The organism is Microcoleus sp. PH2017_09_SFU_O_A (assembly GCF_020738625.1).
Classification (GTDB): Bacteria; Cyanobacteriota; Cyanobacteriia; order Cyanobacteriales; family Microcoleaceae; genus Microcoleus.
In genome coordinates this window covers 79,565-105,398 of the sequence record NZ_JAEQCF010000004.1, presented here as the reverse complement: position 1 = coordinate 105,398, position 25,834 = coordinate 79,565, and the positions used below count along the sequence as shown (strand labels likewise).

At 45.1% G+C, this 25,834-nt stretch carries 27 protein-coding genes; 12 read left to right on the top strand and 15 right to left on the bottom strand.

Annotated features, from left to right (window positions below; genetic code table 11):
- Positions 1-211: 211 nt before the first annotated feature.
- The 3 genes from JGK16_RS02385 to JGK16_RS02375 all read right to left on the bottom strand — a co-directional run bounded on the left by JGK16_RS02385 (position 212) and on the right by JGK16_RS02375 (position 7,638).
- Entirely contained in the window at positions 212-4,048 is a 3,837-nt protein-coding gene (locus tag JGK16_RS02385) for a PAS domain S-box protein (RefSeq protein WP_293189444.1), read from the bottom strand.
- 670 nt (positions 4,049-4,718) lie between these two features.
- Positions 4,719-6,110, bottom strand: coding sequence for a malic enzyme-like NAD(P)-binding protein (locus tag JGK16_RS02380; RefSeq protein ID WP_293175307.1), 1,392 nt, complete (start codon positions 6,108-6,110; stop codon positions 4,719-4,721).
- Positions 6,111-7,242: 1,132 nt separating this feature from the next.
- Complete coding sequence (locus JGK16_RS02375; protein WP_293189446.1) at positions 7,243-7,638, bottom strand: hypothetical protein; 396 nt, start codon at positions 7,636-7,638, stop codon at positions 7,243-7,245.
- A 347-nt stretch (positions 7,639-7,985) separates the two neighbouring features.
- Here JGK16_RS02375 and argS point away from each other — a divergent pair, with 347 nt between their 5' ends.
- Positions 7,986-9,743, top strand: coding sequence for an arginine--tRNA ligase (gene argS / locus JGK16_RS02370; protein ID WP_293189448.1), 1,758 nt, complete (start codon positions 7,986-7,988; stop codon positions 9,741-9,743).
- A gap of 22 nt (positions 9,744-9,765) precedes the next feature.
- Here argS and JGK16_RS02365 read toward each other — a convergent pair whose 3' ends face one another.
- The 8 genes from JGK16_RS02365 to JGK16_RS02330 form a co-directional block, all read right to left on the bottom strand.
- Positions 9,766-10,164, bottom strand: a complete 399-nt coding sequence (locus JGK16_RS02365) for a type II toxin-antitoxin system RelE/ParE family toxin (protein WP_293175313.1) — start codon at positions 10,162-10,164, stop codon at positions 9,766-9,768.
- Positions 10,154-10,651 (bottom strand): hypothetical protein, encoded by a 498-nt coding sequence (locus JGK16_RS02360; protein WP_293189450.1) that lies wholly within the window; start codon positions 10,649-10,651, stop codon positions 10,154-10,156. Before JGK16_RS02360 ends, JGK16_RS02365 begins: the two co-directional genes overlap by 11 nt.
- 61 nt (positions 10,652-10,712) lie before the next feature.
- Positions 10,713-11,555, bottom strand: coding sequence for a YheC/YheD family protein (locus JGK16_RS02355; RefSeq protein ID WP_293189452.1), 843 nt, complete (start codon positions 11,553-11,555; stop codon positions 10,713-10,715).
- A 107-nt stretch (positions 11,556-11,662) separates the two neighbouring features.
- A complete protein-coding gene (locus JGK16_RS02350) occupies positions 11,663-11,842 on the bottom strand; it encodes a hypothetical protein (RefSeq protein ID WP_293175319.1) in 180 nt (59 codons plus the stop codon).
- 72 nt (positions 11,843-11,914) lie between these two features.
- Positions 11,915-12,346, bottom strand: coding sequence for a DUF4279 domain-containing protein (locus JGK16_RS02345; protein WP_293175321.1), 432 nt, complete (start codon positions 12,344-12,346; stop codon positions 11,915-11,917).
- A gap of 22 nt (positions 12,347-12,368) precedes the next feature.
- Positions 12,369-12,608, bottom strand: coding sequence for a polymorphic toxin type 33 domain-containing protein (locus tag JGK16_RS02340; protein WP_293175323.1), 240 nt, complete (start codon positions 12,606-12,608; stop codon positions 12,369-12,371).
- 59 nt (positions 12,609-12,667) lie between these two features.
- The gene (locus tag JGK16_RS02335) at positions 12,668-13,357 is read right to left on the bottom strand and encodes an ImmA/IrrE family metallo-endopeptidase (protein ID WP_293175325.1); all 690 of its coding nucleotides are present in this window, start codon (positions 13,355-13,357) and stop codon (positions 12,668-12,670) included.
- 15 nt (positions 13,358-13,372) lie between these two features.
- Positions 13,373-13,696 (bottom strand): helix-turn-helix transcriptional regulator, encoded by a 324-nt coding sequence (locus JGK16_RS02330; RefSeq protein ID WP_190739559.1) that lies wholly within the window; start codon positions 13,694-13,696, stop codon positions 13,373-13,375.
- A gap of 38 nt (positions 13,697-13,734) precedes the next feature.
- Here JGK16_RS02330 and JGK16_RS02325 point away from each other — a divergent pair, with 38 nt between their 5' ends.
- The 9 genes from JGK16_RS02325 (at position 13,735) to JGK16_RS02285 (ending at position 19,555) form a co-directional block, all read left to right on the top strand.
- Positions 13,735-13,998 carry a hypothetical protein gene (locus JGK16_RS02325; protein WP_293175327.1) on the top strand — a complete coding sequence of 88 codons (264 nt, stop codon included), beginning with the start codon at positions 13,735-13,737 and terminating at the stop codon, positions 13,996-13,998.
- Positions 13,952-14,218 (top strand): hypothetical protein, encoded by a 267-nt coding sequence (locus tag JGK16_RS02320; RefSeq protein ID WP_265234661.1) that lies wholly within the window; start codon positions 13,952-13,954, stop codon positions 14,216-14,218. The genes JGK16_RS02325 and JGK16_RS02320 overlap by 47 nt, the downstream gene beginning before the upstream one ends.
- Before the next feature lie 156 nt (positions 14,219-14,374).
- Positions 14,375-15,076, top strand: a complete 702-nt coding sequence (locus tag JGK16_RS02315; protein ID WP_293175332.1) for a hypothetical protein — start codon at positions 14,375-14,377, stop codon at positions 15,074-15,076.
- A 61-nt stretch (positions 15,077-15,137) separates the two neighbouring features.
- Positions 15,138-15,506 carry a hypothetical protein gene (locus tag JGK16_RS02310; RefSeq protein ID WP_293175334.1) on the top strand — a complete coding sequence of 123 codons (369 nt, stop codon included), beginning with the start codon at positions 15,138-15,140 and terminating at the stop codon, positions 15,504-15,506.
- 57 nt (positions 15,507-15,563) lie between these two features.
- Positions 15,564-16,541 carry a hypothetical protein gene (locus JGK16_RS02305; RefSeq protein ID WP_293189454.1) on the top strand — a complete coding sequence of 326 codons (978 nt, stop codon included), beginning with the start codon at positions 15,564-15,566 and terminating at the stop codon, positions 16,539-16,541.
- A 133-nt stretch (positions 16,542-16,674) separates the two neighbouring features.
- Complete coding sequence (locus JGK16_RS02300; protein WP_293189456.1) at positions 16,675-17,766, top strand: hypothetical protein; 1,092 nt, start codon at positions 16,675-16,677, stop codon at positions 17,764-17,766.
- Between the two features lie 146 nt (positions 17,767-17,912).
- The gene (locus JGK16_RS02295) at positions 17,913-18,635 is read left to right on the top strand and encodes a DUF433 domain-containing protein (RefSeq protein ID WP_293175340.1); all 723 of its coding nucleotides are present in this window, start codon (positions 17,913-17,915) and stop codon (positions 18,633-18,635) included.
- Positions 18,632-19,039, top strand: coding sequence for a hypothetical protein (locus JGK16_RS02290; protein ID WP_293175342.1), 408 nt, complete (start codon positions 18,632-18,634; stop codon positions 19,037-19,039). Before JGK16_RS02295 ends, JGK16_RS02290 begins: the two co-directional genes overlap by 4 nt.
- A gap of 234 nt (positions 19,040-19,273) precedes the next feature.
- Positions 19,274-19,555 carry a YiaA/YiaB family inner membrane protein gene (locus tag JGK16_RS02285; protein ID WP_293149023.1) on the top strand — a complete coding sequence of 94 codons (282 nt, stop codon included), beginning with the start codon at positions 19,274-19,276 and terminating at the stop codon, positions 19,553-19,555.
- 176 nt (positions 19,556-19,731) lie between these two features.
- On the opposite strand, the gene JGK16_RS02280 is transcribed toward JGK16_RS02285, so the two are convergent.
- The 4 genes from JGK16_RS02280 to JGK16_RS02265 all read right to left on the bottom strand — a co-directional run bounded on the left by JGK16_RS02280 (position 19,732) and on the right by JGK16_RS02265 (position 22,503).
- The gene (locus JGK16_RS02280; RefSeq protein ID WP_293175344.1) at positions 19,732-20,199 is read right to left on the bottom strand and encodes a ferredoxin; all 468 of its coding nucleotides are present in this window, start codon (positions 20,197-20,199) and stop codon (positions 19,732-19,734) included.
- Positions 20,200-20,693: 494 nt separating this feature from the next.
- Positions 20,694-21,080 carry a DUF1257 domain-containing protein gene (locus JGK16_RS02275; RefSeq protein ID WP_293175346.1) on the bottom strand — a complete coding sequence of 129 codons (387 nt, stop codon included), beginning with the start codon at positions 21,078-21,080 and terminating at the stop codon, positions 20,694-20,696.
- A 40-nt stretch (positions 21,081-21,120) separates the two neighbouring features.
- A complete protein-coding gene (locus JGK16_RS02270; protein WP_194071124.1) occupies positions 21,121-21,330 on the bottom strand; it encodes a DUF2997 domain-containing protein in 210 nt (69 codons plus the stop codon).
- A 300-nt stretch (positions 21,331-21,630) separates the two neighbouring features.
- Positions 21,631-22,503: an ABC transporter permease gene (locus JGK16_RS02265; protein WP_293189458.1), complete on the bottom strand. Its 873-nt coding sequence runs from the start codon at positions 22,501-22,503 to the stop codon at positions 21,631-21,633.
- 323 nt (positions 22,504-22,826) lie between these two features.
- Between JGK16_RS02265 and JGK16_RS02260 the strand changes: the two genes are divergently transcribed.
- Together JGK16_RS02260 and JGK16_RS02255 are read left to right on the top strand one after the other, a co-directional pair.
- Complete coding sequence (locus tag JGK16_RS02260) at positions 22,827-24,155, top strand: pitrilysin family protein (RefSeq protein ID WP_293189460.1); 1,329 nt, start codon at positions 22,827-22,829, stop codon at positions 24,153-24,155.
- 373 nt (positions 24,156-24,528) lie between these two features.
- Positions 24,529-25,557: a C39 family peptidase gene (locus JGK16_RS02255; RefSeq protein ID WP_293189462.1), complete on the top strand. Its 1,029-nt coding sequence runs from the start codon at positions 24,529-24,531 to the stop codon at positions 25,555-25,557.
- Positions 25,558-25,834 lie beyond the last annotated feature (277 nt).

The window sequence follows — 25,834 nt, the reverse complement described above, 5'->3', positions numbered from 1 at the left end:
TACAGGATTTTCTGGGGAGCATCTCAGTTTTGTATTTACAGTGCTGTCCCCGCTCGCGTGCTTACAAGCACGCGAGCGGGGACGCTCGCACTACAAGAAAAAATGCTTCTTGCAAAACTGAGATGCTCCCATTTTCTGTGCTATTTGAATCCCTAACTGACGCACCCTACGAATAACCAATAACCAATAACCAATAACCAATAACCAATAACTAATTTCTTTTTTGCCGCAGCGGAATCTCGATCGCAAATTCGGAACCTTCTCCCAATACAGAATTGCAGGTCAGCTCGCCTCCGTGTTTTTCTACGACAATAGAGTGCGAAATCGCCAATCCTAAGCCTGTGCCTTTGCCGATGGGTTTTGTGGTGAAAAATGGGTCAAACAAGCGCCGTTTCACGTTTTCGCTCATCCCGGGGCCTGTGTCAGCTATCCGCATCATTACGCAGTTATTGTCGGTTACTTCGGTGCGAATTCTAATTGCTAAATCCTTCCCTTCCTTGCATTCTGGTTTATTTGTCTCCATTTCCAATGCGTCGATCGCATTGCTCAACAAATTCATAAATACTTGATTTAACTGGCCGGGATAACATTCAACTAAAGGCAAGTTACCGTATTCTTTAATAATATTAATTTGCGGGCGATCGGCTTTATTCTTTAGGCGATTTTGCAAAATCATCAGCGTGCTTTCTATGCCTTCGTGAATGTCAACTTGCTTCATTTCGGCTTCGTCCAATCTTGAGAAAGTCCGCAGGCTCAAAACTATGTCGCGGATGCGATCGGCTCCGACTTTCATAGATGTGACAATTTTTGGTAAATCTTCAAAAATATAATCAATTTCCAAGGATTCTCTGGCATTTAAAATTGCTGCACTAGGCTGGGGGTATTCACGCTGGTAAAATTGCAGCATTTTTAGCAAGTTTTGAGTGTATTCGCTGACGTAGCTGAGATTACCGTAGATAAAGTTAACTGGGTTGTTGATTTCGTGGGCGACACCTGCTACTAATTGTCCCAAACTAGACATTTTTTCACTTTGAATTAATTGAGTTTGGGTGCGTTGAAGTTGGTGTAAAGTTTGTTCTAGCTGTTGAGTTTGAGCTTGAGCTAATCGAGCGGTTGTGCGGGTTTGGGTGTACAATTTTGCGTGGTCGATCGCGATCGCAATTTGAGCAATCACCGCTTGCATCAGTTCGACTTCTGAGTCGCTCCAATGTCGCACATACAAAGCCTGATAGCACGTAATCGCCCCAATATCGCCGGAAGCAGTGTGAATTGGTAGCGACAGCACTGAGTTAACTTCTATTGCCTGGAAAGCTTGGCGCAATTCTACATTGTCAAAAGTGCTAACATCATCAACTTGCAGAATTTCTCGGCGCAAAATTTGTTCTACTCCTGCACTAGATGTGTCCTCTACAACATAAGTACCTAGGAAACTTGGCAAAGCTACATTTTTGGCTTCGCAGACTATATTCCAAACCGGAGGATTGCTGTTGGGACGGTACCAAGTGAAGATGCACCAATCTGGCTGCATGAGATTGTGAATTTCTTGAACGGCGGTTGCTAAAATTGTGTCTAAATCTAAAGAAATGCGAATTTGGTTGGCTATTTGATTGAGTAGTTGTTCTCTCTGAGCTTGCTGTCTGAGGGCTTGTTCCGATCGCACTAATGTTTCTTCTGCAAGGAAGCGATCGGTTAAATCTTGGACGACTGCTTGAATAACGCTTTCATTTCCAACTTCGATGACTGTCAGCACGACTTCTGCGGGAAAATTCGTACCGTCTAAACGCTGGTGAACCCAATCAAAACGGTGATTACCACATTCAAAGGCGATCGCCATCATCTCATTCGCCATGCTCAAAGAGTCTCTGCCGTTGGGTTGGAAAGGAGGCGACAATTCGCCTGGATTCTTGCCGACAAACTGCCCTTGGCTAGTGGCTCCAAATAGTTCTATGGTGGCGTTGTTGACATTGCGGATACCGTTTTCATCTAACATTAAAACAGCCAAGCTGGTTGATTCGTAAAGTAATCGAAATTTGGCTTCTGACTGCTGTAATGCGGCTTCTGTTTGCTTGCGATCGGTAATGTCGGCAACCATTGCCAAAGCGCCGATATAGCGCCCTTCTTTGTCTGGCAATGGATTAGTAGAAAGCATCGCCCACAACTCGCTCCCGTCTCGGCGCAGGAACTTAAAATCGTGCTGTTCGCGAATTCCTTGACTGCGGCGGTTGAGATTGGCTTGGGCGATCGCGATGCCTTCTGCATCCATGAAAGCAAATAGTGACTGCCCGATCGCATCCTCTGCGGTGCAGCCTAGCATATCAGCCATTTTTTGGTTAACAAAAGTAGTTTTACCCTCCGCATCGATCATCCAAATGCCTTCATCGGCTGTTTCGACAATGCAGCGATATTTTTCTTCGCTTTCTCTGAGGGCTTCTTCTGCTAATTGGCGAGCCGTAATGTTTTGAGTCATTAGCAATCCGCCGGTGATTTCTTGCCGTTCGTTTCTGACTGGCAAAGTATAAGCGAGGTAAATGCGATCGCCGTAAGTAAATTCTGTAACAACTGTTTCTCCAGCCAGGGCCGCCAGATAATTTGGCTCGACAGCAGCGCAAAAATCCGGCTGGAATACTTCCCAGATTGTCTTGCCTTCCATTAACTCTTTAGAAAGCCCCACTCCTGCTAATTCTGTGCCTTCTACCAGGGTAAAGCGCATTTCGCGATCGAACAGCATCACCGCACTGTTGGGAATGTTGCTTGCCATAGTGCGGTAGAGCTGTTCGCTTTTTTGGAGGGCTGCTTCTGCTTGTTTGCGATCGCTAATGTCAATAACCAGTGCACCCATGCCGATCGCCTCACCGTCTTTGTCGAGTAGAGGAAAATAAGAAGCTGTCATGTGTCGCATAATCCCCGGATTTCTGGGATTCTCAGCGCTCATTTCCATGTTAATTAGAGGTTGCTTGGTTCTCAATATTTGTTCGTATAAAGGCTCTACCATTGGAGCGATTTCCGGCAATATTTCGCGTAAAGTCTTGCCAATGTGTTCAGCAGGACTCAGGCTATTTATTTCGGCTAGAAATTGATTAATTTGCACGTACCGAAGTTGGGAATCAAAAATGCAAAATCCTGCGGGTGCCTCCTGCAAAAAGGAATCAAATAGTGCTTGTCTCTGTGCTAATTCTTGTTCTATTTTTTTGCGATCGCTAATGTCTCTGATGCAGCCGACACTTCCAATAATTTCGCCACGAACGTCTTTTAACAGAGAAAGTGACAAGTGCGAGTAAAAATTTTCTCCAGACTTGCGCTGCATGGTAATCTCTAGATCCGACTCGCCTGTTTCTTCTAGCTGTTGAGCCACTAATATAGATAGTAATTCTCGCTGTTCTTGCAGATAAAGTAGAGCAATATTTTGACCGATTACTTCACTATTCTCATATCCGTAGAGTCTTTGAGCCTGTTTATTCCAACTGGTGATTGAGCCGCCAGCATCCGTGCAAATTACGGCTTCGCGAATTTGCTCTAAAATCTGATTTTGGAGTTGCAGTTGCGATTTTGCAAGTTCGAGTTCGGCGATTTTTTCTTGGAGTAGTTCGTGAGTTTTTGCCAACTCAGTATTCTGGTTTTCCAGCAATTTTTCTAGATGACAATTGCAGTGCGACGGCGCTGATTCCAGCAGCTCGCTATTTTCAGGCTCCCAATTAACAACTTGTTCAGCACTCAACCAAATCGCCCACTCTCCGTCTGTTTCAATTGCCCGCTCCGACACTCGCACGGGTACGAGATGGTTGTTTTTATGTTTGTATGCTGCTGCACACGTGCCCGCGCACCTATTTTTGGTTGGAATTTCTAGATACTTGTCTCTGGCAGTACACTGTGTTTGCACAATTTCCCAGTAGTTGAGGTTGAGAGTTTCTACAACTGTCCGACCAATAATATTCGCAAAAGCTGGATTTACGTCAAGAAAAGTCCCGTCCGTCCGGCACAATGCCAGCCCGAGCGGGGACGGTTCTAATAATTTGCTGTTGCTGCGCTCTTCTCCTAACTGGCTTTGCATCTGACCTAGCTGGGCTTGGGATAATTAATTATATCTTTATTATGTCGATTATCTGGTTTATTGGTGTGATTTTTATCACTCAGCAAAAAAGCAGGAAGAAGGAAGTTCGGCAACGGATTGTATAACGGATTTCATTCAGTTGACAGTTGACAGTTGACAGTTGACAGTTGACCGCTTGAGGGCAACTTCTACCTGGAAGTCCGAGGATTGGAGTAATGAATCGTCTGATTTTAATTTATCCCTAAAACGGAGAGGCTTTCAACCAATGATTTCTGGTAAGGGATAGATGTTGAGGTTCGGGGGCAGAAGGAAGAGGTTAAAGGTTCGAGGTTCGAGGGAAGTTCGGCAACTAGCAGTGTACGGAATTTAATGCCGATCCGCTGAGGGAGGAGAGAGGGACAAAGAGAGGATGGGGAAGAAAAAAGGAGTAAGAATGAACGGGAAGGAGGAAACGGAGAATGAGAATAAACCAGAAAAATCCCAAAACAAGAAGTACAAAACTGCGACAAAGACCATGAATTTATACATGGTATCTTCCCCCTTCCTTCTTCCCTCTTCCCTCTTTTCTCCCTCAACTGTCAACTATTCTCGACTGTCAACTGCTTTCCTGCTTTCGGAGTCAACTGTCAACTGTCAACTGTCAACTGTCAACTGTCAACTGTTCCTTCTGTTAATCGCGGGCGATACCTTCGGATCGGGCGGCCAACTGCACTGCACCGGCGACAGCAATGGCAACTCGCTCGTCAAAAACTGAGGGTATAATGTGTTCTTTGTCAAGCTGTGAAGGACTGACTAAAGAGGCGATCGCGTAAGCTGCACCTAGATACATACTGGTCGTAATCGTGCGAGCTTTGCAGTCCAAAGCACCTCGAAATATCCCCGGAAACGCCAAAACATTGTTAATTTGATTCGGGTAATCGCTGCGTCCGGTAGCAATAATCGCCGCATCCTCCATAATTAATTCTGGCTGAATTTCGGGAATGGGATTTGCCATGGCAAAAACGATCGGATTCTCGGCCATCGATCGCACCATCGATCGCGTGAGCACGCCAGGGGCGCTGACACCTAAAAATACATCCGCACCGGCGATCGCATCTTCCAAAGTACCGCTCGAAGCTACAGCAAATTCCAGTTTTTCTGGGTTCATATCCGTGCGATCTTTGGAAAGGACGCCTTTGGAGTCGCACATGATGATGTTTTCGGCACCTGCTTTCCGCAGCAAACGGGCGATCGCGACTCCGGCCGCACCGGCGCCGTTAATTACGATACACACTTCTGCCATTGTTTTTTTGACGAGTTTCAAGGCATTAATTAATGCTGCCAAACTAACAATCGCAGTTCCGTGTTGATCGTCGTGAAAAATCGGAATATTTAAGGTTTCCCGCAATCTTGCTTCAATTTCAAAGCAGCGAGGTGAAGAAATATCTTCGAGGTTAACACCACCAAAAACCGGGGCGATATTCTGCACTGTGCGAATAATTTCGTCAGTATCTTGGGTATTCAAACAGATAGGAAAGGCGTCAATTCCGGCAAATTCTTTAAATAGCATGGCTTTGCCTTCCATGACTGGCAGGGCGGCTTCGGGCCCCAAGTTTCCCAGTCCCAAAACTGCGCTACCGTCGGTAACAATGGCAACAGTATTTTGTTTGATAGTCAGGTTGTAAACTTGTTGGGGGTCATTGGCGATCGCAGTACAGATGCGAGCGACTCCTGGAGTGTAGGCCATTGCCAAATCTGACTGGCGTTTGAGGGAAATTTTGCTTTCTACGCTGATTTTACCGCCGCGGTGCAGGTTGAAAGTGCGATCGTACACGTCGATCACTTTGATATCCGCTAGCGCTTTCACTGCTTGGACTATTTCTTCGCTGTGCTCGGTGCTGTAAGCATCGACGGTGATATCGCGAACTGTAGTGGCGCGGGTTTGCTCGATCAAGTCGATTTGGCCAAAGTTGCCGCCCACAGAGCCGATCGCACTGGTGACGCTTGCTAGCATTCCCGGCTGGTTCGGCAGAGCAACGCGAATCGTTAAACTAAAGCTAGGGTTCGGTGTCAGTTTTACCATGATGGCTTGATTGGAGATTTGAGAATTGCAATCTTAGATTTTATCGCCAATGCTAGGCATAAAATTTAATAATTCAATTTTTCAACTTAAATTTTTAACAAATTCTATGAGCCTGGGATGCGATCGCACTATATATCCCCTTCAACAGTTGACAGTTGACAGTTGACAGTTGACAGTTTGAGATCGACCTCTACCTAGAAGTCCGAGTATTGAAGCAGTAAATAATTTTGTTTTATTTCCCCCTGCTTAAGGAGGAGGCTTTAAACCCATTCTTCTTGGTAAACTGCGTCAGTTTCTCTGTGTTTAAATTGTGGCGAAGCATGACCGCATATAAATTATTAGTTATCATCCCATATTTTCTGCGGTCATGCTTCGCCCCTACGGATGTATTCGCCAAACCCAGATGCACCCGACTGATGCACCCTACTAACTACTAACTATCTATTTTTTCCAATATTTCTGCTCGCTGCAAACTTAATGAATGTCAAGCAAAACTCTCTTTTGCAACGAGCAGTAAATGCACCTAATTCAACCTAAAATATCTCTTGTTAAAAAGCTTGCTGTGTATATCTTCTGCCCTCGAACCTCTTCCTTCTTTTGACGCGATCGCGTAGCCGAAGCAAGCCTTCTTCTCTCTTCCTTGACTTTTAAATCCGTTACATTCCGTACATTGCAAGTTCGGATGAACTTCCTTCTTCCTGATGACTGATGACTAAGACGGCGGGCCTGCACCATCCACCGCCCCTACCAACTAACTAACAGCTAACAACTGTCAACTGTCAACTGTCAACTGTCAACTGTCAACTGTTTGCTATCTTTTGAAGCGAGACACCGAGGAAAGTTAGTGCGGCTTTTTGGCGGCTTTGATTGGGGAGCTAAAAAGTAGATGCACGGCTGCTTGAGCCGGCAGGTAAAAATCAGATCGACTGATAAGCGGGCATGAAGGTATGTTAATTGTGCCTGCTTGTTGAACAATCTTTGATAGCGAGTGCAACCTTGCTTTCGATCGAATTACCTGCACGCTTTGCCCTGATGATTCCAGGGATTGTTACTAAGTAGGCAATGTCTCCCGCGCCGGTACTGGCACAGGTTCGGCGCAACACAGCAAGTTGCTGGTTGCTAAGTGTCAATTTTACCGATCGCTCGCAGCATCAGCACACATAATTGTAAAGAATTTGCAAGCGAGACAATCGGGGGGAACTTTTTCTAAGTTTTGCAGATCTACTTGTTCCTCGGCCTCGCTGCCGGGGGGAACGATGCACAGGGCAACTTGTCCGACTCCAGCCATGAGTTCGGCAACTCGCTCTAAAATGTTGTCCATTTTGCCAATTAGTTGCTCGGCTGCATCCAGACTCGGCGCGATAATGAAAAAGGTTTTGACTCCTTCGGGACAAGGGGCGAAACCGAGGGTACACTCTCGTAATAGTGCTTGAGTCGAAAGACTCAGAGGGTCATCGAAGCGATCGATTACAGCTTGATAAAAGGCTTGGGTCAGAGAACGATCGCCAAAAACAGGTTGAGATAACATAACTACTTCCTTCCGTAGAATTTTGGGGAGCATTAAAAAAATATTAACATACGTTAATGTAACTGATTTAAATAAATTATCTAGCGATCGCGATCGTTGACTAGATGTGATCTTTTTGGATTTGTGTAGCGATCGCAACTGTGATAAAATGTACTATGTGTTAATGCGGTCAGTGATTTCGACTGCACCAGCAGCTCAAACCTAAGCACACAAAATTTTATTGGGAATCGGGAAAGAGGGGGAGAGGGAAAGAGGGGGAGAGGGAAATTGCCTGAGTTGTAAGATTATTATTGACACAAAGTGCTTAATCTAGAGTTTAAAATAAGTATCCAATCAAAATATAAAAGATGAACTCGATCGCCCAACAGTTAAAAACAAGATTTGAAAAAGCCTTCACCTCCGCATTCGGCGAGAGTTATGCCGATACGGATCTGATGCTAGCGCCTGCGAATAATCCCAAGTTTGGGGATTTTCAGTGCAACGCGGCGATGAGTTTGGGCAAAAAGTTAGGCAAGCCACCGCGGGCGATCGCCTCTACGATCGTCGAAAATCTAGATATTGCCGACATCTGCGAAACTCCAGAAATCGCCGGCCCGGGTTTTATCAATTTGAAGCTGAAACCGGCTTATTTGGAAGCGCAGATAAGCGCGATCGCCGCCGACACCCGTTTGGGGATTTCACCGACTCAAACGCCTCAGAGAATCGCGATCGACTTTTCGAGCCCGAATATCGCCAAAGAAATGCACGTCGGACATTTGCGATCGACAATCATCGGAGATGCGATCGCCCGCACCCTCGAATTTCAAGGCCACGACGTAATCAGAATCAACCACATCGGCGACTGGGGCACCCAATTCGGGATGCTAATCGCCTACCTGCGCGAAGTACACCCCGAAGCATTAACAACTGCTGACGCCCTAGATTTAGGCGATTTAGTTGCATTTTACCGCCAAGCAAAACAGCGCTTCGACGCAGACGAAATCTTCAAAGAAACCGCGAGACAAGAAGTCGTAAAACTGCAAGCCGGCGCCGAAGACACCAGACGCGCCTGGAAATTGCTATGCGATCAATCCCGCCGCGAATTCCAAGTAATCTACGATTTGCTCGACATCAAATTAACCGAACGCGGCGAATCATTTTACAATCCATTATTGCCCGGAGTAGTCGAAGATTTAACCAATCTCGGTTTGCTAGTAGAAAGTGACGGCGCCAAATGCGTATTTGTAGACGGATTCACCAACAAAGAAGGCGAACCATTACCGCTAATCGTCCAAAAAACCGACGGCGGCTACAACTACGCCACCACCGACTTAGCAGCAGTGCGCTACCGCATTCAAAACGACAAGGCAAAGCGCATAATTTACGTCACAGATTCCGGACAATCCAACCATTTCGCCCAAGTATTTGCAGTCGCCAGAAAAGCCAATTGGATTCCCGAAGATGTCGAGATTGTCCACATTCCCTTCGGTTTGGTATGCGGAGAAGATGGCAAAAGATTAAAAACTCGTTCTGGGGATGCAGTGCGGCTGCAAGATTTGCTCGATGAGGCGATCGTCCGCACGCGCCAAGATTTAGAAGAGAGATTAGTCACAGAAGAAAGACAGGAGACAGAAGAGTTTATAGCCAACGTATCTCACATAGTTGGTTTGAGCGCCGTTAAGTACGCCGATTTAAGTCAAAACCGGGCGAGCAACTATGTATTTAGTTACGACAAAATGCTCGCATTGCAAGGAAACACCGCACCTTATATGCTGTATGCTTACGTGCGCGTGCAGGGAATTCGTCGCAAAGGTGAGATTAATTTTGACAACTTAGATGCTAGTGCAAAAGTAATTTTGGAGTCGGATGCGGAGTTAGTTTTAGCCAAGCATTTATTGCAGTTGAATGAAGTTGTAAATGCTGTTGGCGGCGATTTGTTGCCGAATCGAATCTGTCAGTATTTGTTTGAATTAAGTCAAAAGTTCAATCAATTCTTTGAGCAATGTCCGGTGTTGAAAGCGGAGGAACCGTTACGGACTTCGCGGTTAATTTTGTGCGATTTGACGGCACGGACTTTGAAGTTAGGATTAGGATTGTTAGGGATTCAAGTGTTGGAGAGGATGTAATCTAAGGTTTGTAGTGAGGACTTTAGTCCTTATCTTGTATTTCTTCTGTCGTTTCTCCTGCGTCTTCAATCAACTCGTTAAATTCGCTGATAATTGCTAAAACTCGATCGGCGGCAATATCTGATTGTTCTGATTTTGAATAAATGGCAATCAAGATAACGATCGTCATTGTTTGAAGGTAGTAAATGAATCTATATCCACCGCTTTTTCCTTTTTGAACATCGCTGTTTTTAACACGCACCTTAAATATTTCGTAACCAATCCCAGGTATCGGAACTCCCAGCAACTCTCCAGCTTGCAGTTTTTCAATAATTGGCTGAACATCCGATCGGATATGGCGGTACTTTTTAGAAAGAGCGCGTAAGTCGCGTTGGAATTCTCGCGTGGGTATAATCTGCCTTAAAGGAGGATTATTCTGCATCAATTCCATCCCACAGTTCAGAAAGCGGTATAGTCTGCCCTGTCATTGCTTCGTACCATCCTTGGCGAAAACACTCTTCTGCTGACTTCAGCGGTTCCTTAGCAAGAGCAATTTCTTGTTTTGCGCGTTTGGCAGCCGCCACAAGTTGCGGTTGTGTTTTTTTGAAAGATTCTTCCCATTGAAGCTCATCTTTTAAGTCTGCGATATACTCTTTCAAGTATTCTGCTACTTGCTGCTGTAAATTTTCTGGCAGAGACTCCATCATCTCGATCGCTGCATCAATACCTTCCCACAGTTCCGATACAGGTCTAGTTTTTCCGGTCTTTATTTCCAGCCATGCTTGCCGAAAGCTCTCTTCTGGAGATGGGAGTGCTTCTTCGTCTTCGTTAGCAAGAAGGATGATGCGAACTCTGCGTCCAGCAAATTTTTCGGATAGGGCTACAATCTCTTCCCACGTACCCTCTACTTCTAATACTTGTCCTGTCATTATGTTTTCTTGTGTAATTGTTGGATTTAGTTAATTGTAGCGCATCTCTAAAATCGAACATTTACGGCTTTTGATTAATAGTCAAGCTCTCCAACATATCTTTAAACATCTTTACAGCAATCCGGCGATGATTATCTCTCACAAAAATCTCAAAATTAGGACTTGAATTAATTTCAATTAACCAATATTTCCCATTTGTATCTAGCGCAATATCAAACCCACCATAATTAATCCGAATCTCTTCAAAAACAGGGCGAACAAAATTTTCAATTTCCGAAATAATCTCTGAGTCGGTAATATGCTTAGCTTTTGCACCCTCCCAGTGCAGCGGGCTTAAATTCCCCGCAAATTTAGCGTCTGATTTATCTTTTTCATACAGCAAAACCAGCTTGTGATTGAAAAAAACCGCCCGATATTCGTGTCGGATATCAATGTACTCTTGAGCTAGACAAACATAGTCATAATCTTTGCTATTGACATTAAATACAAGTTCAATCGCTGCTTGAACTTGCTCTTTCGTTTCACAAAGCAATACATTGTTTCCCGCCGAACCGCGATTTCTTTTCACAATCACGGGTAGCGAAAATGTTTTGCCAACTTCGGCTGCAATTTCTGCACAATCTTTAAACTCTAAATATTTGTGATACTTCTCCTCGCAAAAAGGCGAGAGAAATCCTAGGGTGTGAGGAGTTTGAATCTTGCCTTTTAGCAAGTGATAGGTATATTCTTTGTCTTTAAATATGTGTACGATTTGCTCGTTGTTAAACGGCATACTGAAATTGACAAAATAATAGTCTTGACCGTTCAGTTTGATTCTAACTAAGTTTTGGTTTGGTGCGAGGATTTCATAACTGATATTTAACTCTTGACAAGCTTCGAGAATCAGACTGATATTTGTCTGCATAATTTGCACAGTATATTTGTTTATGAGTTGCGCGCGCTGACTTTACTAAACCGGGTTTCTTCGTCTATTTCTCGTCACTCAACGTAAAAATCGTAGAAACCCGGTTTCTAGCCACCATGCTTCAACAGTTGACAGTTGACAGTTGACAGTTGACAGTTGACAGTTTGAGAGCGACCTCTACCTAGAAGGAAGAGGATTGGAGTAATGAATAGTCTAATTTTAATTTCTCCCCGCTCCGGCTTGGGGCTTTCAACCAATTCTTTCTGGTAAGCCCTGATTTTTTTCATTCATACTGTACCACAGTAGGAAGCAAGGAACCCAGAAGGGCGATCGCTCTTAACACAACAACACTATACCCCTCATGCTGCTACTGCTTCATCCGAGGCAGTCTCCTCTGGCAAAACATAAAAATCTACATCAATTGCCGCATTCAATTGATGTACCTTTTCAACGATACTTTTATCAAAATGAATCGCTGGCACACTGCCACTTCTGTAATAAATGACGCAAGCAATCTCCGCAGCATAAAACTTGCATAACTCTCGCAAAGGACTCCACCCAGGCTGAAGCTGTTCTAAAACCGAATTAATGTGTTCTTCTAAGTCGGCAGATTTTTCAATTTTAGAATACACACTCCAACCATTTTCTTTATGCCGTCTAGTACCCCTGGCACTAATTAAGTCCCCTTTCCTCCAACTTTCAGTTGGATTGATGCTTACCTTTGCAGTCACTTCGTCGGGATCGAATTCCATTCCAGTCAACATAAAGTAAGCGTAAATTTCTGACTCCATTTGCCCGCTCCTCTTTGATTAATTAAAAATCATTAATATTCAAATCAGTGAATTCACCTGTTCCAATACCACCTTTAGGTTTAACATAAATATTTCCTTCTGTGTCTTTGTAGAGGTCTCTTTTTGAAGCATTGCGTTTACCTTTGAGTAGATGAATATTTTCACCCCCTTTTTGAAGCCTCTCAATCTCATCAATAGTTAGCAGCTTGTCTTGTCTCCAGTTTCGCTCTTCTTCAGTATTCTCTAAATCTGTTTCCGTCATTCCTCACACCCTCAAAAGATGATAGAGATTTGAAATAAACTCTCAAATCCCATCGTACTTTATCCGAACAACCGCTGCTGACCGTTTGCTGCCTCTTTCCCGGCATAAATTTCGCGGGTTCCCTTGGGAATGTAAATCCAGCCAAACTCTTGCAAGCGGTTTGTCAAATTGGAAATGCTCACTCCCAATTCATCTCTCATTTTGTATAAATGCGACCACTTTGTTAAATCCCGTCCCTGTCTTTTATCTTCCAAAATACATCGGGGCATTAACAAGCAGCTTGCGAAATATTGCGCTTGCCATTCGATCGACAAAACCTTATTATCCGCACCCGCGCCCCGACACACAAACGGTTCCTCGACATCCTGGGCGGTTTTTTCTGTATCGCCCAAGTTGAGTTCCAACTGTTTCACAGTCCCGTCTGCTTCGTCTTGATTGACGTGCAGCACCCAGTGGCCGATTTCGTGGGCGATCGTCGATTCGATGAACCCCGGCGGTTTTTCGAGAATCAATTCGTTGATTTCGATTAACCGCTGCTGGGGTAAAATCCTGGCGGCGATCGCACCTTCCTCATCGGGCTCAATGCAGTCCCAGACTACGCCCAAATCCAGGAAATCAGCCACCGTTGTCGCTTCAAAAGGCCATTTCGGAGCAAAATTTTGCGTTTTCTGCATCTGCATCAGGATGTCCGAAGCCAAACGCTCGATCGATTCTTTGGGATAGAAGCAATACGGTTTAAAAATACTCACTGTGATAGGCCTCTGTTACGCTTCAAAAGATTGTTTGAGCCAATCTGGATTTTCTTGCATCCGCCGGAAAAGAGCCTGCATTTCCTTCGGATTCTGCTTCAGCAGCGCTTCGTACTGCTGAGGCAGTCTCCCCGCCAGAAAAATCAATTCCTCTTCGTTGATATCGAGATTCCGCGCTAATGCTCGGATTACCTCCTCTTTTGGCGCATAATCGGCGCGATCGTTCTCCAGCTTCGACAAATAAGTAAAATCCACACTTAACATACCCGCTAGCTCACGTTGTGAGTAAGCTTTGTCCTTGCGAGCTTGACGGATCAGTCTTCCAAATGTTTGTTCCACGGTTTTTCGCCTCCTGACAGGCATTCTAGCCTGTTTTGATGAAAAGTTCAACAAAATACTTGACGGGAAAATCAACACAGGCTACCATAGGTTTAGTTGACGGTTTAATCAACCAACTTAACCGCACAGGTATGGTTGAGGGTGCAAAATATCCCAGACAAAACACTAGATATAGCACCATTAACTTTAGAGGAGCGATCGGCGCTGGGCGTCAAAACGCTTGTACGCAGCAAATTAAGGAGGAACAGATAGCAAATGCTGAGAACCTGGACAGACACGCATTACAAGCTCGAAGACGATGACTGGCTATACATCGCCACCCACGAAGAACAAAGCTCGGCCTCACTGGTTTGTCCGGGCTACGCACGGGATGGCGAAGGCTTCAGCATCCACTTCACCCCAGCGCACTTAGAAACGTTAGAGCATTTGCTCACCGCGCTGCGAATTATTCAAGCTCAACAAGAGGCGATGCTTGAATACACATATCCAGAACCAAAAGCGACAACACATCTTATTCGGTAATCAATCGAAGGAAGAAGGAAGAGGGAAGAAGGAAGAAGGAAGAGGAAAGAGGGAAGAGAAATAATTAGATTTTTGTGACTTACCCATTACCAATTCCCCATTACCAATTACCCATTACCAATTACCAGCAAATAAATAACCAAGGAAAAACGAACAATGACTACTACAAAAGAAAGACCTACATTTTCAGTATTTGGAGCCAAACCGAGCAATGCTTTGCTAGTACCAGAAATCCCGATCGCAGTTCGCAACAACTGCCAAAGCGGCCAATGGGCGATCGGCGACACAGACTACGGTTCCAAGTGTTCGATCACCATCCTCAAATTTGCCAAATTCTTCGGTTCCCTCGGTCAAACTTCCCACACACTTTGGGGTCAACTTTGGTTCGTCGCAGAAACAGGCGAACTGCCCCAAGGAGTTGTGATGGTGACCTACATCAAAAACCGCAGCTTGAACGATTTTAACCGTTTAGTCGCATCAGTTCAATCGCGCGGCGTAGAGCCAGCAACCGGAATTTTTATCCCCGAATTTGTCAAACATTCCGGTCAAAAACCCGACGACAGCGGAGTAGTAAAACCGATTAATTACTACAGTTTAAAATGGTCGTGGATGGAGCGAAAAGACTGGGGAGTTATCGATCAAGCAGCAGCAGTTTTATCCGATCTGAGCAATCAATCGCGGATGATTGACTTGGAAGGAACCAGGGCTATGATTTGTTTAGATAACCTACCAGCAGCACAAGTTGCATCCTTGATGGCCGCTCACGCCAACGGTGAAAGCGATGCTATTGCTTTGAATTCCAACGGTAATATGTCGCTGCCATCAGCGGAAGACAGAGCAACTGCTGACTTGTTCTAATTTTGTGGAAAAGGCGCGATTTAATCGCGCCTTTTCCGTAACTGTGACAGCGAAAAGTAAAATGAAGAAATTAACGAAAATTAAAACCAAACCAAACCTGCAAGAAAGCCGTTTGCGAGAAAATTGCGAGCTACTCGACCAAATTCGGGCAGATACAATTAACGACATCGAAAGTCTCACCGAAGACTTCCAGCACATGAGTGTAGTTGCCGAATCTATCCGGCGAAATTACCAAGCTTTGCTCTCAGAAAATCAACTGCTTAAAGACACACTTGTAAGTATAGTTGACGATTGCGAGTGCTGGCAAGCCAATCGGTGCGCTCGCTGTAAAAAAATTCTCAAATCTCTTGAGAGCAATCATCCAAACTTCCCACCAAATGCAGCCAAAAAATATCGATCTATTCTCAGCCAACTCCGGAACTTAGGATAGTTCAACACGTCTTAGTAACAAGGTCTCGAAAAGTTTGAATCAGGAGCAACAAGCATTATGACACTAGCAAATGTTAAAGATAGCAAAGCCAAAATTTTGCAAAATTTTCAGCAGATTTTAGCTGAAAAGAAAAAAATTGAATCTAAAGTCGAAACGAAAGAACAATCAGCCGAAAAAGCTAAAAACAAACAACTCCTCGAAGTCGCCTCTACCTACACAATTGACAGCATTGTCAAAGGCTTGGCCGACTTACAATTAGATTTCGGTAGCATCACCAGCGGACTTTCCGAAAAACTGAAGGCGGAATCTTCAAAATTAGATGAGTTAAAAAAGGCGATCGACATTGAAGCTCAACAATTACAGGAGTTGCAGCAAATTCGAGTTGTAGCAGATGCCCTCCACATTTTAACTCAAGAGCATCAAGAAAAATTGACTGTACTCGAACAAAATGCTGCGAACCAACGTGAAATTATCGAAAAAGACACGACCCAAAAACGCAAGACTTGGGGGAAAGAACAGCAAGAATTTGACACCGCAGTTTCCGAAAAAACTGCATTCACAACTAAACAGCGCCAGCAGGAAGCGGCAGATTATCAATACGAATTGCAGCGCGATCGCAAAATTGAAACCGACGAATACGAAGAAACGAAGCGCAAACTAGAACGGGAATTGCAAGAGTCTACCCGCGAAAAAGATAAAAACTGGGCAGAAAGAGAAAAAGTCCTCAGCGACAATCAAGCGGAGTTTGAAAAGAATCAGACCAAAGCTGCGGGATTTGAAGAAGAACTCAAACAGGCTTACATCAAAGCTAAAGAAGAAGCAATTCAAGAAGTTTCCCGCGAAGCTAAAGTCAAGGCAGATTTAGCGGATAAAGAATGGGAAGGAAGCAAGCAGGGATATGAGTTGAAAGTACAATCTTTACAGCAGACAATGCAGCGCCAAACTGAACAAATCGCCGAAATTTCTGCACAACTGCAAGCTACGATGAAGCAAGCACAAGATTTGGCAATGAAAGCTTTTGCGAGCAAAGCTTAAAATCCGGTTGGTAGTGAGGCTTTTAGTCCTTTCCCCGGTTCGCAGTGAGGACTTTATTCATTATTTTCTCAACACTTGAGGACTGAAGTCCTTACTACGAAACAAATTCCCAAATATTAACAAATGAAAAGCCATGAACAAAAAACTTACGGACAAAAGCACTAAGGCTGAAATCTTAGAAGCGTACAAGGAAGCCGCGCAAGAAAAAGCTGCGTTAGAATTGCAAATTAAACAGCTAAATGCTTCTCCAAAACAACCATCAGCAGCAGCAGCAGCACCAGAAAAACCTATTGTGGAGGCACAAAAACCAATGGCTTTAAGTCAATCTCAACAAAAAATGCAGTCCACAATTGATAATTTAATCTTGCTACAATTTGGCTTTGGTGGCGCTGTCAGCGAGTTGTCGGAAAAATTAACTTCGGAAGCTGCTAAACTGGAAGAATTGCGGCGCACTGTGGGGGAGGAAGTTCAACAACTGCAAGAGTTGCACAGTTTAGAAGATGTTGCGGAAGATACGCTGGATAATTTAATTCAACAGTACGAACAAAGTGCGAAAACTTTTACTAACGAACTCACCGAACAGCGCGATACTGTTGAACAGGAATTGCTGGAACAGCGTCTAGCTTGGGAAAAAGAGCAGGAGTTGCAAAAGTTGGCTGTTACAGAACGCAATGAGAATCAGCAAAAAAATTGCGATCGGGATGAAGAGTTGTATGATTACGATCTGAATCTTCAGCGAGATTTGGATATCGAAGGATACGAACAGCGTCAGAAAAGACTGTATCAAGAAATTGAAGAGTTTCGTCAGGAACAGGAGAAACAGTGGGCGGAACGGGAAAAATCTATTTCGGAACGGGAAAAATTGTCTGCTGAAGTTAAGGCTAAGGTGGAAGCTTTCCCGAAGGAACTGGAAGCTAATATCAAGAATGGGAAAGATAATGGTCGCAATATTGGCAATTATCAAGCTAAGGTTAAGGCTGATTTGTCTGCTAAGGATATCGAGGGACAAAAGCAAAATTATGAATTGCAAATTCAAGGAATGTTGCAGACAATTCAAAATCAGGAATCGCGGATTGCGAGTTTGTCGAAACAGCTTGATTCTGCTTTGAAACAGGTTCAAGATTTGGCGGTGAAGGCGATTGAGGGTTCGTCGAATTTGAGTTCTTTCCAAGCTGTGAGGGAAATTGCGATCGAACAAGCCAAGACTCAGCAGAAAAATAAGTAATCCGCAGCGCTGTCAGCAGCTAAATAGGTTGCTTTAGATACCCGGTTTCTTGAAGAAGTCGGGTATCTGGGTATGGTCGGGAGAGATTTTTGCGATCGCCCGCGAACTGTGCAAAAATATAAGTATTTAGAATTAGGACAACTGCTATGGCTGATACTAACAACTTTGAACTGCGGGATATTCCGATATATTCTATCCCTCAAGCAGCACAATATCTCAGGCTGCGGAGAGATATGTTGCGACATTGGGTTGTTGGCTGGTACTCGCAAACAAAAACGGACAAGCACTTCTTTGAGCCGTTGATTGAGTTACCTCAACACAATAATCTTGAACTGCTGCCCCAGTCCAAAACTAGACTACTTTCTTTCACCAATTTGGTAGAGGCTCATGTGTTGATTGCTATTGTTAAGGCTACAGGCTTCTCCCGCCAGGAACTTAGTACGGCTCTCAAATGCGTCAACCGTAATTTTTCTAATCCTCACTTATACGCTCGAATTGAGTTTCAAGTCGAGGGAATTGCTCTTTTGTTTGAGAAATGCGGACAGAAGCTTGCAACATCGGACAGGAAGCAGGAAGCGAGGCAGATTCTAGACACTTATTTCGATCGCATTGTACGAGATGAAGCTGGATTACCTATCAAACTCTTCCCTTTCACGAAGCTACCAGGTTCCGACGAACCTAAAACAGTGATGATTGACCCCACAATCTCCTTTGGCCGCCCTGTTTTAGCTGGAACTGGCATTCCTACAGCTATGCTGGCAGAACGTTACAAGGCGGGTGATTCCATAGACGAACTTGCCGAGGACTACAATTGCTCGCGCCTCCAAATAGAGGAAGGTATTCGCTGCGAACTTCCGCTAGTAGCATGAATGAGATATTTTTTATTGACAGATGTTTAGGAAAAAAACTGGCAGATTCATTACGAAATGCGGGGGCGACAGTAGAAATTCATGACGATCATTTTAAGCAAGATGTCAAGGATGAGGATTGGCTGAGGATAGTTGGAGAAAGCAATTGGGTTGTACTTACAAAGGACAAGAAAATTGCTAGTCGTCCTTTGGAGTTATTGGCTGTGGCTCAAGGTAATGTACGGCTGTTTGCATTTGTGGGTGGCGATGTTTCTGGAGTTGTAGTGGCACAAGCTTTTGTAAATGCCTTGGAAAATATGCAACGATTTATTCGTGGGAATCAATCACCTTTCATCGCTAAGGTGTACCAGTCGGGTTTGGTAAAGCCCTGCAAGAACCGAAAAGAACTTTTGAGAATGCTCTAAAACCAGTGAGTAAATCATCCCAAATCAATCTCCCTTAGTGCAGTTTCCTAACTGTCTACTCCCACCAAGTCTTTAGAGAGCCTTAAACCCTATCTACAGCGATCGCATTTTTACTAAAAATATCGATCGCCCTGTGCACTTATCCAAACTGTCCCTATCTCTCCCGATCGCTTCATTTATACTCTCTATTATTGAAGTTAATGAACCAAAAGATATATTTTAGATAGAGGCATTATGCAGCAACAAATTGTACGTCAAAGAGATACTAATGCTTGGATTTTACAGTGCTGGGTTTCCTTTATTCTAGCTATTTCCACTACGGCTATAGGTGTCATTTATCTGCCCGTAGATATCTGGGTAAAAAGTTTCGTGGGTATGGGTTTAACTTTTTCGGTTGGTTCGTCTTTTACTTTAGCAAAAACGATTCGGGATAACAATGAGGCAACTAGATTGACTGCGAGAATTGATGAGGCTAGAGTTGAGAAAATTCTCGCGGATCACCATCCTTTGAAATAATCTGTTGTTCATAACTTGGGGGTTGACTCGGCGGTTGAAACCGCTGCTATACAAACGAAGTCCGCCTCCGCGGACTAAGAGTCGGAGAAAGTTATATTTTGTATAAAAAATGCCCGCGCAGGCGGGCTTTGTTTTTGTCGCCACAGGTTTCAAGCTGTGGATTTTGATTGTGGGTTTCAATAGTTGTGTTTGAACTTACGATCGCCCTTAGCCTTCTGGCGCTGGCGAACACCCGCCTGAACTGTAGCCATATCCACGGGAAAACCAACTACGGGAATCACCTGATCCTTACGCTCTTCTTCGAGGTTCTTGAGTTCGGTGTAGTCAACCCAGTGAATGCAATTTACCGGACAAGTGTCGATCGCCTCAGCAATCAACTCTTCGGAATCTCCGTCTTGTCGGACTACGCGCGATCGCCCGTAATCCGGCTCAATGTAGAAAGTATTGCGAGCAACATGGGCGCAATGCTTGCAGCCGATGCAGGTAATCTCGTCAACATAGACGCCTTTTTGGCGCAAAAATCCGCCCAACTCCGGTTCTAAACCAGTGCGATCGGGCGCATCCCGCAAAAATCCGCCCAACTCCGGTTCTAAACCAGTGCGATCGCCTGCTGTATCTATTCCGAGTCCAGAAAGCTCAGACATTTAGATCCCTCACAATATTGACACTCCCCGACCTAAAGGTACGGGGATTCTTAAGACATTTCTGTCAAAATATCCCGCGCAAGCGTGGGTTCCCAGGCTGACTACGTTTGCACTCTCAAGTGCGTAGTCATATCTCCTCAAAAATGTTTTGGGCGTAGACTTTCCCCCAGTCCGGGGGTAGGTTTTTAAATCTTGTCTGATTTGTTTATCCTACCATATTCATTTTTAAACAGTTGACAGTTGACAGTTGACAGTTGACAGTTGACAGCGAAGTGATAAGAACGGAGATTTAAACTCCGTTCTTATCACAATCTGCCTAAAGGCAGGGGCTTCAAACCCCCGCTATTCGGTGAAGATGGATTTTTTATTTTACTTAAAAATGGCAAAAAGCCGTGCTACAAGGACAGGGTTTTCAACCCAATTTTCTGATAATAAATAAGTCCGCACGGGCGGACTTGAGATGAGACTTGAATTGTAAAAATCTCAAACAACCCTTAAGCGCACCAGCGCTGAACCACCAAGCGGATCGAACCGTCTTGATTTTGCTTTTGCTCAGAAACTTGGAAACCCTGCTTAGCGCTTTCATTCACCACAGTATGGTAAGCGTAGCGCTGAGTCACCTTATTCAGAAAACGATCGACAGACCAAGCTTGCTGCCAAAATTGCAAATCCGCCACCAATTCATACTCAGTCCCGTTCCAGCTAAAACCTAAGTCATAGCCGTTTTTTTGCTCAATCACCACCTCAGCAGTGCTGGTGAGGCCGCGATAGCCGCGCACCTCAGTGGGGCCAGACTTCCAGTCGATACCCAAGTCAGTTAAAGCAGCTTCCAAAGAATTCAAATTGCGGATCTGGGTTTTAATTTGGCTAAAGTGTGACATGGTGGTTCCAAAAAAATTTAAGTGAACTGAACAAAAAAGATTACCAATCGCTAAAAGCCACTTGGGCCGTCGCTTCGGCTGACTGATGCAGCACTTGCGCGAAATATTCAGATGTTGACTCTTGATGAAGCACCACACCGAGCTGGGCTTCAATTGCTGCCGTTACCTCAGCGCAGGAAGCACCGACAATGCCGGTGACTGTTTCCTGTACGCGGCCATCTGGATAAATGACAAATTCTAGTGTTTCCATAATCCGGGCTGACTGAATAGGAACAATAATGACACCGACACCAGCAAGCCGGGGACGATGCCTCCTGAGGTCGCTTCTTAAGAGTTGGCGGACTGACAAACCGCTATATCAATTTTGACTAATTGATAGGTTTTGAGTCACAACTTAACAGAAGTTATTAATAGGTAGAAGCAATACATCAGTTGTATGTAAAGTTTCGCGTACATTGTGACACCAGTCAAGTTGATTTTAGATTTTAGATTTTAGATTTTAGATTTTGAAGCCAAAAGTATAAATTCTCCCACTGTCCGACTCTCCCCTTTAATTCCCCCTGGGGTCTAAAACGTCTCGCAGCCCGTCGCCTAAAAGGTTGAAACCCAGAACTGTCAAGGTAATCAGCAAACCGGGAAACAAAATCGTCCAAGGAGACGAAAGAGCGTATCCGCCTTTGAAAGCATCGGAAAGCATCGTCCCCAACTCTGGGGCTGGTGGCTGCGCGCCCAAACCGAGAAAACCCAAACCAGCAGCTTCTAGCGTCGCTGTACCTGTGGAAAGAGTTGCTTGTACAACAAGCGGGGCGAGACTTCCCGGCAAAATGTGGCGAAAAATAATCCGCAAGTCGCTGGCGCCTAAGGCCTTGACAGCTAACACAAATTCTTGTTCTCGCAGGGATAGCACCATGCTGCGTGTGAGGCGGATGTAAATCGGAATTTGGACGACGCTGACGGCGATAATTACGCTTTGCAAGCTGGGCCCGGTGACGGTAACAATGGCGATCGCCAGTAAGATCGAAGGGAAAGCTAGCAAAATATCCGCCAAAATCCCGATCGCACCTTCCACCCACCCTCGAAAATACCCAGCGAAGAGCCCCAACAGAGAGCCCACAAATAATCCCGCACCCACAGAAACCAGGCTGACAATCAAAGATATCCCCAATCCGTGCCATACCCGCACCAGCAAATCTCGCCCCAAACTGTCGGTTCCGAACCAATGTTTGACGCTAGGAGCCACTAAGCGCGACAAATAATCGCGATCGACCGCAGCATTATAAGGGTAAATTAGGGGGGCTAACACTGCCACAACAATCAGCGCTACAGTCAAAATTAAGCCGATTTTCCCAGAGGTCGATCGCCCAAATCGCTGCCAAGCAGGCTGTGAAAATATTAAATTTTTATGCAATTTTCGATTGTCCATTGAGTGCTGTCACCAAAAAACTGAGGACTTTGCACAAATTATTAAAATAAATTAACGATCGCGATCGGCAACGACGGAGCAGCCATCGCAGAAATCTTAACAGGACTTCCGCCTAGGAGTGAGGAAAAAACCCGGTTTCTCGCAGAATATTCGGTTTGGTAACGAGGTATCTAGGAAGAAACCGGGTTTTTAGCCATTTGGTGCGTCCAAGAGTGAAAAACCAGAACGATCGCAGTTTTTATAGCCAATGGCAGATGCCAAATGCCCGATCCCTTCGTAAAAGACCCTTTAAGATATAGATAACAAGATAATTTTAAAAGCGCATGACATCAACCCTACTCAAAGCCTCCTCCAAATCGCCCCTCAACGCCCCAACAGTGCGCCATTTCCCCAACGGCCTCACAGTTATAGCCGAACACTTGCCGGTCGATGCCGTTAACCTCAGCGTGTGGATGAATTTAGGCTCAGCCGTTGAATCCGACGAAATCAACGGTATGGCGCACTTTTTAGAACACATGATTTTTAAGGGAACTCCCAGCATTCCGAGCGGAGAATTTGAGCGGGCGATCGAACAACGCGGCGCTGTCACTAATGCAGCTACCAGCCAAGATTACACGAACTATTACATCACTACAGCTCCTAAAGATTTTGCCGAACTAGCCCCGCTGCAAGTCGATGTCTTGCTCAACGCCAGCATTCCCGATGACGCCTTCGATCGCGAACGGCTGGTAGTATTAGAAGAAATTAGACGATCCGAAGACAATCCGCGCCGCCGCACCTATCAGCGATCGATGCAATTAGCCTTTGAAGTCCTGCCCTACAAACGACCCGTACTCGGCCCGACTTCCGTCATCGAAAATCTTACCGCCCAACAAATGCGGGATTTTCACAGCAGCAGATACCAGCCAGGGGCGATGACAGCAGTCGCTGTAGGTAACTTGCCGGTCGATCGACTAATTGAAATTGTCGCAGAAAGTTTTGCCGCCAAAAGCACAGCACAAAACAGCACCATAAATCTGCCCGCCGTCAGCAGCTTTCACCCAGAATCGGAAATTCTCAACTACGGCCAAGAATCGCCATTTACCGAAACAGTCCGCCGCGAATTTGTAGACTCAGCACTTCAGCAAGCCCGACTGATTGTCATGTGGCGGGTGCCAGGTTTCGTGGAAATGTCCGAAACCTATGCCCTCGACGTTTTGGCGACAGTCTTGGGCCACGGGCGCACAACTCGCTTGGTTAAGGATTTGCGCGAAGACAGAGGGCTAGTCTCGTCAATTTCAGTCAGCAACATGACTCAGCGGCTGGGCGGTGTATTCTCGATTTCTGCTCAACTAGCGACAGAAAATATAGAAGAAGTGGAAGCAGCCATCGTCGGACACATCCGCACCCTGCAAACCGAACTGGTGACAGATGCCGAAATTTCCCGCATCCGCACCCAAGTAGCAAATCGGTTTATCTTCGGTAACGAAACTCCGAGCGATCGAGCAAGTTTGTACGGTTACTATCAGTCGATGGTAGGAGATATCGCTCCCGCCCTCAACTATGCCGCCTGCATCCAAGCTCAAACTGCCGAGGATCTTCGGGAAGCCGCCGTCAAATACCTATCTCCCGACGCGATGGGTGTGGTGGTAATTCGCCCCAGCGAAGCATAAAATCGACTTTTTGCTAAACAGCGCGATCGTTTCATGGCTAAGCTAGGGAGACTTGCAACGGCACAAAAAAGTTAAATTATCGTCATCTTAGATTAGAGAATACTGCGTCATATCACGTCCGATCTACGATCGTCACAAAAAAAGGTTCGTAGTACGGACTTTAGTCCGCAACTTAAGAGCGGACTAAAGTCCGTACTACGAACCAATCTTATTGCGATCGATCGACCGGACACGATATCAAGTTCGATCGGCTGTCGCCTTAAAGGTTTGTATCGAATCATGAATACAAAGCCCTTAAGGTGCGGACGATCGGTAAAATTGCCGTAATTTTCTGAGAGGATAAACTTGGAATCATTGAAGCGCGCAGGGAATCATGAAATTACAAAACTTTCTCAAGTCAAAAATTAGGTATGATTCTAGGGCGATCGCTGCGGACGACGAACTGAGCCGCCAAATTCAAAGTCGCCTCATTGACCTAGGTTTACTGAAACCTCCAGTAGACGGCATCTTTGGCCCTCTTTCTACCGCAGCCCTCCACCGATTTCAAACCCTGATGAAGTGCGGCGAGCCGGGTTTTTTGGGAGCAATCACAGCCCAAAAGCTGATCGAAACCAAACCGGCGGACATTCCCAAACCTCGCCCCATCCTGAAAATCCTCAAAGACACAATTTTTAAATCAAAACCGCTGGCGTCTTCTCAACTTCAGGAAGCGGAAAAACAAGTAATCCCAGCGGGAAAAGAGTTTGAACTGCTGGCTTTTGCTCCGATTCGCGGCCATATTAGAGTTGCTCTCCGCAACGAGTCTTTCAAAGGTTCAGGGATTTGGTATGTTTACGGAGGACACGCTCAAGTTACTCTAGACGGCGTTTTGCTGTATCCCAAACCGAATCCGCCGACTGTCAGACTGGGCATTCCTTATCGATCGCAAATGGATAACTTGTACAATCCTACAGGTTCTTGCAATGTTACTTCCATCGCGATGTGTTTGGACTTTTTGAGAGTTCCCCGGCGCCAAAAAACCGGACAATATGAAGATGAACTCTACCAATATGCGATCGACAAAGGTTACAGTCGCTGGGAACCGAGAGATTTAGCCAAAATTGTTAGAGATTACGGCGCTCAAGATTACTTTACCGAGAATGCAACGATTGATGACGTTCAAGATTGGCTCGCCAGCGGAAATCCCGCTGTCATCCACGGATACTTCACGTCTTTCGGTCACATTATAGTTGCCACAGGCTACGACAGCGAAGGATTCTTCGTTCACGATCCCTATGGCGAATGGTTCCCCACGGGTTATGACACAACTGTCAGCGGTTCTTACTTGCACTATTCCTATCGCTTAATCCGCAGCGTTTGTATGGCTGATGGGAATTTTTGGGTGCATTTTATCTCGAAGTAGTTATTGGTTATTGGTTATTTGTTATTTGTTATTGGTAATAACTAACCAATAGAACCCTCCCAAAATGCCAATTTTGAACAGGCAGGATGCCTGTTCCACAACAATTATGGGAGATGTCTAATAATTGACTGTTAACAGTAGTCAGTTGATAGTTGTAAACCGGAGTATCTCATTTTTATAAAAAGCATTTGTCTTATTATAGTGCTGTCCCCGCTCGCGTATTGTACAATACGCGAGCGGGGACGCTCGCACTATAGATAAAAAACGCGAGCGGGGA

What these genes read in the sequence shown, in the direction of transcription:
- JGK16_RS02255 (WP_293189462.1), top strand. Translation starts at nt 24,529, where the DNA reads ATGAAATTACAAAACTTTCTCAAGTCAAAAATTAGGTATGATTCTAGG.
- JGK16_RS02310 (WP_293175334.1), top strand. Translation starts at nt 15,138, where the DNA reads ATGAAGAAATTAACGAAAATTAAAACCAAACCAAACCTGCAAGAAAGC.
- JGK16_RS02325 (WP_293175327.1), top strand. Translation starts at nt 13,735, where the DNA reads ATGAAAAGTTCAACAAAATACTTGACGGGAAAATCAACACAGGCTACC.
- JGK16_RS02275 (WP_293175346.1), bottom strand. Translation starts at nt 21,080, where the DNA reads ATGTCACACTTTAGCCAAATTAAAACCCAGATCCGCAATTTGAATTCT.
- JGK16_RS02300 (WP_293189456.1), top strand. Translation starts at nt 16,675, where the DNA reads ATGAACAAAAAACTTACGGACAAAAGCACTAAGGCTGAAATCTTAGAA.
- JGK16_RS02360 (WP_293189450.1), bottom strand. Translation starts at nt 10,651, where the DNA reads ATGACAGGACAAGTATTAGAAGTAGAGGGTACGTGGGAAGAGATTGTA.
- JGK16_RS02350 (WP_293175319.1), bottom strand. Translation starts at nt 11,842, where the DNA reads ATGAAAAAAATCAGGGCTTACCAGAAAGAATTGGTTGAAAGCCCCAAG.
- JGK16_RS02270 (WP_194071124.1), bottom strand. Translation starts at nt 21,330, where the DNA reads ATGGAAACACTAGAATTTGTCATTTATCCAGATGGCCGCGTACAGGAA.
- JGK16_RS02385 (WP_293189444.1), bottom strand. Translation starts at nt 4,048, where the DNA reads ATGCAAAGCCAGTTAGGAGAAGAGCGCAGCAACAGCAAATTATTAGAA.
- JGK16_RS02285 (WP_293149023.1), top strand. Translation starts at nt 19,274, where the DNA reads ATGCAGCAACAAATTGTACGTCAAAGAGATACTAATGCTTGGATTTTA.
- JGK16_RS02380 (WP_293175307.1), bottom strand. Translation starts at nt 6,110, where the DNA reads ATGGTAAAACTGACACCGAACCCTAGCTTTAGTTTAACGATTCGCGTT.
- JGK16_RS02265 (WP_293189458.1), bottom strand. Translation starts at nt 22,503, where the DNA reads ATGGACAATCGAAAATTGCATAAAAATTTAATATTTTCACAGCCTGCT.
- JGK16_RS02295 (WP_293175340.1), top strand. Translation starts at nt 17,913, where the DNA reads ATGGCTGATACTAACAACTTTGAACTGCGGGATATTCCGATATATTCT.
- JGK16_RS02290 (WP_293175342.1), top strand. Translation starts at nt 18,632, where the DNA reads ATGAATGAGATATTTTTTATTGACAGATGTTTAGGAAAAAAACTGGCA.
- JGK16_RS02345 (WP_293175321.1), bottom strand. Translation starts at nt 12,346, where the DNA reads ATGGAGTCAGAAATTTACGCTTACTTTATGTTGACTGGAATGGAATTC.
- JGK16_RS02305 (WP_293189454.1), top strand. Translation starts at nt 15,564, where the DNA reads ATGACACTAGCAAATGTTAAAGATAGCAAAGCCAAAATTTTGCAAAAT.
- JGK16_RS02375 (WP_293189446.1), bottom strand. Translation starts at nt 7,638, where the DNA reads ATGTTATCTCAACCTGTTTTTGGCGATCGTTCTCTGACCCAAGCCTTT.
- JGK16_RS02340 (WP_293175323.1), bottom strand. Translation starts at nt 12,608, where the DNA reads ATGACGGAAACAGATTTAGAGAATACTGAAGAAGAGCGAAACTGGAGA.
- JGK16_RS02320 (WP_265234661.1), top strand. Translation starts at nt 13,952, where the DNA reads ATGCTGAGAACCTGGACAGACACGCATTACAAGCTCGAAGACGATGAC.
- JGK16_RS02280 (WP_293175344.1), bottom strand. Translation starts at nt 20,199, where the DNA reads ATGTCTGAGCTTTCTGGACTCGGAATAGATACAGCAGGCGATCGCACT.
- JGK16_RS02260 (WP_293189460.1), top strand. Translation starts at nt 22,827, where the DNA reads ATGACATCAACCCTACTCAAAGCCTCCTCCAAATCGCCCCTCAACGCC.
- JGK16_RS02315 (WP_293175332.1), top strand. Translation starts at nt 14,375, where the DNA reads ATGACTACTACAAAAGAAAGACCTACATTTTCAGTATTTGGAGCCAAA.
- argS (WP_293189448.1), top strand. Translation starts at nt 7,986, where the DNA reads ATGAACTCGATCGCCCAACAGTTAAAAACAAGATTTGAAAAAGCCTTC.
- JGK16_RS02355 (WP_293189452.1), bottom strand. Translation starts at nt 11,555, where the DNA reads ATGCAGACAAATATCAGTCTGATTCTCGAAGCTTGTCAAGAGTTAAAT.
- JGK16_RS02365 (WP_293175313.1), bottom strand. Translation starts at nt 10,164, where the DNA reads ATGCAGAATAATCCTCCTTTAAGGCAGATTATACCCACGCGAGAATTC.